This window comes from Streptomyces olindensis (genome assembly GCF_040645895.1).
Lineage (GTDB): Bacteria > Actinomycetota > Actinomycetes > Streptomycetales > Streptomycetaceae > Streptomyces > Streptomyces olindensis.
This window is the reverse complement of the sequence record NZ_JBEYZD010000144.1, coordinates 1-7,015: the sequence shown is the minus strand read 5'-3', so window position 1 is coordinate 7,015 and position 7,015 is coordinate 1. Positions and strand designations below refer to the sequence as shown.

At 74.0% G+C, this 7,015-nt stretch carries 6 protein-coding genes; 2 read left to right on the top strand and 4 right to left on the bottom strand.

Features of this window, described 5'->3' with window-relative positions:
- Positions 1-192 precede the first annotated feature (192 nt).
- Positions 193-1,857: an alkaline phosphatase D family protein gene (locus tag ABZ948_RS40435; RefSeq protein ID WP_359768125.1), complete on the top strand. Its 1,665-nt coding sequence runs from the start codon at positions 193-195 to the stop codon at positions 1,855-1,857.
- A 156-nt stretch (positions 1,858-2,013) separates the two neighbouring features.
- Positions 2,014-3,381 (top strand): alpha-lytic protease prodomain-containing protein, encoded by a 1,368-nt coding sequence (locus ABZ948_RS40430; RefSeq protein WP_359768124.1) that lies wholly within the window; start codon positions 2,014-2,016, stop codon positions 3,379-3,381.
- 7 nt (positions 3,382-3,388) lie between these two features.
- Here the strand turns inward: ABZ948_RS40430 and ABZ948_RS40425 are convergent, their stop codons facing one another.
- The 4 genes from ABZ948_RS40425 to ABZ948_RS40410 form a co-directional block, all read right to left on the bottom strand.
- Positions 3,389-4,591, bottom strand: a complete 1,203-nt coding sequence (locus ABZ948_RS40425; protein WP_359768123.1) for a serine hydrolase domain-containing protein — start codon at positions 4,589-4,591, stop codon at positions 3,389-3,391.
- Positions 4,588-5,505: a DUF6895 family protein gene (locus ABZ948_RS40420; RefSeq protein WP_359768122.1), complete on the bottom strand. Its 918-nt coding sequence runs from the start codon at positions 5,503-5,505 to the stop codon at positions 4,588-4,590. Before ABZ948_RS40420 ends, ABZ948_RS40425 begins: the two co-directional genes overlap by 4 nt.
- A complete protein-coding gene (locus ABZ948_RS40415) occupies positions 5,502-6,470 on the bottom strand; it encodes a DUF6895 family protein (protein ID WP_359768121.1) in 969 nt (322 codons plus the stop codon). Before ABZ948_RS40415 ends, ABZ948_RS40420 begins: the two co-directional genes overlap by 4 nt.
- Positions 6,467-7,015 (bottom strand): hypothetical protein (locus ABZ948_RS40410; RefSeq protein ID WP_359768120.1); only part of this gene is annotated, 549 nt, incomplete at its 5' end. The genes ABZ948_RS40410 and ABZ948_RS40415, both read right to left, overlap by 4 nt.

Below are 7,015 nucleotides of genomic sequence, written 5' to 3'. Positions count from 1 at the left end.
TGCCGGGCGCGGAGACCGGGGCGTGGGGCGTGCCCCGGAGTTGCTCCCGTACCCCCTCTGGTGTGAACCCCCCGCACGTCGTGCCGGTTTCAGGCATTTTGTCTGCTTAGCATGCGAGTTCCGCGCTCCGCACGTCGGCGATGTCCCCACGCGTCCGCCCGGGGCGCCCTGCCCCGTACGAGAGGACACCAGATGGCGCTGACGGGCCGTCAGAGACCACCGTCCGAGCATGCCTTCTCCCCGCACGACGCCGTACTGCGCACCGCGGCACCGCATGTCGCCCGCCGCCGCTTCCTGACCGTCACCGCGGCCGCCGCGATGCTCGCCTTCGCCACCAACCGGCCGGCCCGCGGCGCCACCGCCGCCCCGGAGCTGGACGCGGCCCGGGTCACCGACGACCCGTTCACCCTCGGCGTGGCCTCCGGCGACCCGCTGCCCGACTCGGTGCTGATCTGGACACGGCTCGCCCCCGAGCCGTTCGCGGAGGACGGCGGCCTGGGCAAGCAGCGGGTCGTCGTCTACTGGGAGGTGGCCATGGACGAGTGGTTCGCCTTCGTCGAGCACCGGGGTGTCGCCACCGCCCACCCCGAGTACGCCCACAGTGTGCACGTCGACGTCAAGGGCCTGATGCCGGACAGCGAGTACTACTACCGGTTCCGGGTGGGCGCCTGGATCAGCCCCGTCGGCCGCACCCGGACGGCACCGGCCGAGGACAGCGACACCGACGGCATGCGGCTGGCCGCGGTCGCCTGCCAGGCCTACCAGGACGGCTACTACACCGCCCACCGGCATCTGGCGCAGGAGGACGTCGACGTGGTCTTCCACCTCGGCGACTACCTGTACGAGTACGCGGTGGACTCCGCCGGCGGGGCCCGCCGCTACACCGACCGCAAGCTGCCCGACGTGTTCAACCGCGAGACGACGACGCTCGCGGACTACCGGCTGCGCTACGCGCTGTACAAGAGCGACCCGGACCTGCAGGCGGCGCACGCCCGGCACCCGTTCGTCGTCACCTGGGACGACCACGAGACCGAGAACAACTACGCGGGCGCCGTCGACGAGAAGGGCAGCCCCCCGGAGCAGTTCCTGGTGCGGCGCGCCGCCGCCTACCGGGCCTACTGGGAGAACCAGCCGCTGCGCGCCGACCAGTTGCCGCAGGGGCCCGACGCCCGGCTGTACCGCCGGCTGACCTGGGGCTCGCTCGCCCAGTTCGACATCCTCGACACCCGCCAGTACCGCTCCGACCAGGCCTACAACGACCGGCCGCACGCGCCGGGCGCCGAGTCGGACGACCCGGCCCGCACCCTCACCGGCGCCGCCCAGGAGCGCTGGCTGCTGGACGGCTGGCGGACCTCGCAGGCGCTGTGGAACGTGATGCCCCAGCAGGTGTGCTTCTCCCAGCGCAAGTTCGACCTGACCGCGCCCGCCCGGGTCTCCATGGACGCCTGGGACGGCTACCGCGCCTCCCGCAACCGGGTCATGGCGGGGGCCGATGCGGCGGGCCTGGAGAACTGGATGGTCCTCACCGGGGACGTCCACGTCGGCTACGCCTTCGACATCAAGGAGAACTTCGACGACCCGGCGTCCAGGACGGTGGGCACGGAGTTCACCTGCACCTCCGTCGCCAGCGGCGGCGACGGGGCCGAGAGGCCGTCCGACTGGGAGACGTACATGAAGGCCAACCCGCACATGAAGCACTTCGACGGCCGGCGCGGTTACCTCCGGGTCGAGCTGGGACAGGAGAACGCCCAGGTCGACTTCCGGACCGTCTCGGCCATCACGAAACCCGGCGGCACCATCTCGACGACCGCGTCCTTCGTCATGGAGGTGGGCTCGCCCGGGCTGCAGTCCGCGTGACGCCGGGCGCCCGTACTGCACATGGCGCCCTTCCCGGCACCAAAGCGCGAACCGGGCCGGCCGGTGACATCACGCCGAGCCGTTCCGGCAAGGCCTCTGCGGGAGCTTCACGTGATCGAGACGTATCGGACACCGTGACCGAAGGAGACACAACGCATGGTCCTCAGAGATGCCCTGACCGGTCGCCGGGCGGCCCTCACCGCGCTCGGCGCGCTCGTCGCCGCCGGGCTCCCCGCCGCGGCGGCGGCCGAGCCGACGCCCGCGGCCGGCCCGCTGCCCACGGCCGCGCAGACCCTGGGTGCCGACCGCCCCTCGGCTCCGGTGCTGCGCGCCCTGCAGCGCGACCTCGGGCTGACCCGGGCCCAGGCGTCCCTGCGGCTGGTCAACGAGGCGGAGGCGGGCACCCGGGCGGGACTGCTGCGCAACGCCCTGGGCGACCGATTCGCGGGGGCCTGGCTGCGCGGTACGACGTCCCAGGAACTCGTGGTGGCGACCACGGACGCCGCGGACGTTCCCGCGATCAAGGCCCAGGGCGCCAAGGCGGCCGTCGTGAAGAAGCCGCTGCGGGACCTGCGGGCCGCGAAGGAGAAGCTGGACGCGGCGGCGGCCAAGGTCAGCACGCGCCAGACGCCGCTGTGGTACGTCGACATCCCCGCGAACCGGGTCGTGGTGGAGGCCGGCACCAAGGCCGCGGCGGCCGCGTTCGTCAAGGCGGCGGGCCTCGACGCCAAGAGCGTGGCCGTGAAGGTGACGGCGAACCGGCCGCGCCTCATGGCGGACGTCACCGGCGGCGACGCCTTCTACATCGAGGGCACGGCCCGCTGCTCCGTCGGCTTCTCCGTCACCAAGGGCGAGCAGCAGGGCTTCGCCTCGGCGGGCCACTGCGGCAAGCAGGGCGCCAAGACGACCGGGTTCGACAAGGCCGAGCAGGGCACCTTCCAGGGGTCCACGTTCCCCGGCAAGGACATGTCCTGGGTGGCCGTCAACGACAAGTGGACGGCCACGCCGAACGTGAAGGGCGAGGGCGAGCAGAAGGTGCAGATCACCGGCTCGGTGCAGGCGCTCGTGGGGGCCGCCGTCTGCCGCTCCGGCTCCACCACGGGCTGGCACTGCGGCAAGGTCGAGCAGCACGACACGAGCGTCAGCTACGCCGAGGGCAAGGTGGACGGGCTGACCCAGACGACGGTGTGCGCCGAACCGGGCGACTCGGGCGGTCCGTACGTCTCGGGTGTACAGGCCCAGGGCGTGACGTCCGGCGGCACCGGCGACTGCAAGAGCGGCGGTACGACGTTCTACCAGCCGATCAATCCGCTGCTCAGCGACTTCGGCCTGACGCTGAAGACGGCGGAGGCCGAGGCCCCGCAGCCGCAGGGCACCGTGGCGCAGGCGTGGGCCGCAGGGCGGGTGTACGAGGCCGGTGCCACGGTGACCCACGCGGGGGTGCGCTACCAGTGCCTGCAGACGCACCAGGCGCAGGGCCCCTGGGCGCCCACCCGCACCCCGGCTCTGTGGCACCGGGTGTGACGAGGGGTCAGGGCTGTCCGGTGCCGGCGCGGCTCGTGCCGTCGGCGCCGGGCGGGCCCGGCCGCTCCTCGGCGAGCAGCGCGTACGCGGTGGCCAGGAACGGGTCGTGGGCGCGGAAGCGGCGGGTGCAGACGGCGGCGAGGGCCGTGCCGGTGCCGGGGCGGAAGCCGAGGAAGGCCTGCTGGCCGAGGGTCGCGCCGCTGTGGAAGTACATCGGCCCGCCGTCGGTGGGGTGACGGAACCAGGCGACGGTGTGCACGTGCCGGTGGGTCAGGCCGCGGCGCAGCACGGGGACGCGCACCGCGCGCAGCGCGGGGGCCAGGGCCGGGGGCGCCGCAGCCGGGTCCAGGTGGGCTTCCAGGAAGGCGAGCAGGTCGTGCGGTGTGGCGCGTACGGCGCCCGCGGCCTGGAAGCCGCCGGCCTCGAAGGCGGGCACGGGTGCCACGCCGTCCTTGCCGTGGCCGGGGGCGTCGTGGCCCGGGGCGTGCGGGTGCGGGGTCGTGCCGGTCAGGCCGAGCGGGCGCAGGACCCGCTCGGCGAGCAGGTCTTCCCAGGGGGTGGCGGTGGCGGCGGCCAGGGCGTGTCCGAGCACGGCGACGCCGTAGTTGGAGTAGCGCCAGCGGGTGCCGGGGCGGTGGCGGGGCCGGTGGCGCAGGAAGGCGTCGACGACCCGGTCGGCCGGGAAGCGGGCGTAGGGGTTGGTATGCCAGGCGGGCAGACCCCGGAGGAAGAAGCCGGCCGGCAGGGCGGGCAGTCCGGACGTGTGCGTGATCAGGTGGGCGAGTGTCACCGGGTTCGCCCCGGCGGGCCGTCCGCGGTCCAGGAGGGCGGTGGCCGGTTCGCCGCCGGTCAGCTCGCCGGCGTGGATGAGACCGGCCAGCAGCAGCCCGGTGAACGTCTTGGTGGCCGAGCCGATCTCGTAGCGCAGGTCCTCGCGGGGCAGCGGCGGAGCCGGGCCGGTGCCCCCGGTGCGCAGGGTGCGGCGGCCGTGGCGCGAGAGGGCGAAGACGACGTCGGGCGCGTCGGATGCGGCGACGGCGTCCGCGAGCAGGTCGTCGTCCGATGGCGGGACCGGCCTGTCGGCGGGCTGGGAGGCTCGTCCCGACGGCGTGTCGGGCGCGGGCCGTTCCGTGCCGCGCGCGGGCCGTTCCGCGGCGTCGGGGTCGTCGAGCCGGGTGCCCGGCCACGAGCCGGGCCACAGTGCCGTCATGAGGCCTCCGCCAGTTCGGACAGGGCCCGGGAGGTGGCCAGGACCGAGGCGAACGCGGCGACCAGGGTGGGGTGGTAGACGATGTCGAAGACCTCGTCGGGCTCGCCCTCGGGCATCGTGCGGATCGCCGGCATGGCTCCGTCCGGCTGCTGCGCGGCGGCGAAGGCCCGCCAGGCGCGTTCGTCGAGGGTGGGGCGGGGCAGGCAGGCGTCGACGACGAGCAGTTCGCCGAGGAGATCCCAGCGCTCCAGGTCCAGCCAGTCGTCGATCCAGACCGGCAGCCAGGTGGCGAGGTAGTCGGCGATGTCCGGCGGCAGGCCGCCCGGGTTCTCTCCCCAGTCGGTGAGGTGGAACACCGCGTGGGTGATGTCGTAGGCGGTGTGGCCCTCCACCGTCCAGGGTTCCGGGGTGCGGGCCAGCCAGGTCGCGCTCACGAGGTCGGCCTCGGGCGGGTGGGGCGTGAGGCCGAAGCGGCGCTGGAAGGCGGACAGGCCCAGTCGGCGGGTCGGGGTGGTCTCGAAGGCCACCCAGCTGTCGAGCCGGTGGTTCAGCACGGTGGCCCGCTCCACCTCGGGCTGGTGGTAGCCCAGTTCCTTGAACGGCACGTAGACCTCGAAGGGGATGGAGGAGGCCGGCTCGGTGCGCTGCCCGCGCACCAGCATCCGGCCGCCGTCCAGCGTCTCGCGCCAGATGTGGTCGAGGAGCCGGCGTGCGAGCCGGGCCTGGCGCGAGCCGGCCACGCCCTCGCGGAAGAGCACCCGGCAGATCAGGGCGAGTTCGCCGATGGGCTTGAACCGCTCGAGGAAGCCGATCTCCGGGTCCACGTCGGGCTCCAGCCGGAATCCGTCCCGGCGAGCCCACAGCCATTCGATGGCGCGGACTCCGACGTCGTGGATCAGGCGGGTGTCGGTCATCCCAGCACTCCTTGTGCGCCGTGCCGGTGGTGTGTGCCGGCCAGGGCCCCCTCGTCGAGTCGTCCGATGGTCAGGGCCGCCGCGTAGACGGTCATGAGAGTGGAGTGGTAGTGACGGACGAAGTCCGGTTCGCCGGCGTCGTCGCTGTCCCCCACCTCCGGCAACGCTCCCGAGGGGTGCTGCGCATCGGCGATCCGCTCCCAGGCGTCCTGGAGGACGGCGGTTTCGGGCAGGTCGGGCAGGCTCGCCGCCACGGCCAGCAGTTCGCAGCCGAGGTCCCACATCCGGCCGTCCAGGCAGGTGTCCAGCCAGGGCGGCAGCCAGTCGGCCAGGTAGGCGGCGAGATCCGGTGGCAGGCCCCCGGGGCCCACGCGTCCCCAGTCGGTGAGATGGAAGACCACATGGGTCAGGGCGTATCCGGAAGGGCGTTCGAAGCTCCAGGGTTCCGGCAGTCCGCCCAGCCAGGTGCTGCGCAGCGCCCGGGACATCCCGCCCGAGCGGCGGACGGCGGTGCGTTCCTCGGCGTTCAGGACGCCGAGCCGCCGGGTGGCCGTCTGTTCGGTGAACTGCCAGCTACGGGTCCGGGCCACCACGGCGGCGGCCGCCTCGTAGCGGGGGTTGCGCAGCCCGGTGGAGGCGAAGGCGGCGTACACCTCCAGCGGGTAGGTGGCGAAGGGCTCCAGCCGCTGCAGGCTCACCAACAGCTCGCCCTGGCCGGTCTGTTGCCAGGCGAACGCCAGCAGGTCGGCCGCGTGGGTGTGCAGCGGGTCCGAGGGCGCCGTGTGCCGGGAGACGGCCGCGCACGTCAGGGCGAGTTCCCCGAGCGGCTTCCAGCTCCGGTTGACCTGACCGTGGGCGGCCAGTGCGTCCTCGCCCAGCGCGAAGCCCTCCCGGCGCCCGGACAGCCACGCCAGCGCGGCCTCGGCCGGCCGCCGGAGCAGCCGGGGGTCCAAGGCGGCCGTCATGGACACGCTCCCGTCCGTGTCAGCCGTGCCGCCCGTACCTGGAGCGCCACGAGCGGGTCCTCACCGCCCATCAGTTCCACGAAGTCGAGGCCGGTTTCGAGGCCCAGTGTGTCCGGGACGCCGTCCAGCAGCGTCAGCCAGCGTCCGGCGCCGGCCGCCTGCCTCCAGTCCCTGCGGCGCACCGCGCGGACGAATCCCCGGGCGACGTCGAGTGATCGGCGCCCGGCCACGCGGGCGACCGCGCAGTCCTCGCCGGGCAGGGCGAGCGCGGCCAGCACCGCCAGCTGATGCGTGAGGGACTGCCAGCTCGCGCGGTCGAGTCCGTCCGCGTCGGGTTCCGGCTCCGGGCCGTACGCGGGTCCGTCGACGAACGACGGGTCGAGCCGGCGCAGCGTGCGCCGCATCGCCCAGTGACTCCACACGACGGTGGGAGTGGCGTCCGGGCGGGGCTGGTCGTCGGCGGCGGCTTCGGCGGACTGCTCACCGGTGCCCGGCTGCGCCAGGCGGGCGGCCTGCGAAGCATCCGGATCATCGAGAAGGGCGCC

What these genes read in the sequence shown, in the direction of transcription:
- ABZ948_RS40435 (WP_359768125.1), top strand. Translation starts at nt 193, where the DNA reads ATGGCGCTGACGGGCCGTCAGAGACCACCGTCCGAGCATGCCTTCTCC.
- ABZ948_RS40420 (WP_359768122.1), bottom strand. Translation starts at nt 5,505, where the DNA reads ATGACCGACACCCGCCTGATCCACGACGTCGGAGTCCGCGCCATCGAA.
- ABZ948_RS40425 (WP_359768123.1), bottom strand. Translation starts at nt 4,591, where the DNA reads ATGACGGCACTGTGGCCCGGCTCGTGGCCGGGCACCCGGCTCGACGAC.
- ABZ948_RS40415 (WP_359768121.1), bottom strand. Translation starts at nt 6,470, where the DNA reads ATGACGGCCGCCTTGGACCCCCGGCTGCTCCGGCGGCCGGCCGAGGCC.
- ABZ948_RS40430 (WP_359768124.1), top strand. Translation starts at nt 2,014, where the DNA reads ATGGTCCTCAGAGATGCCCTGACCGGTCGCCGGGCGGCCCTCACCGCG.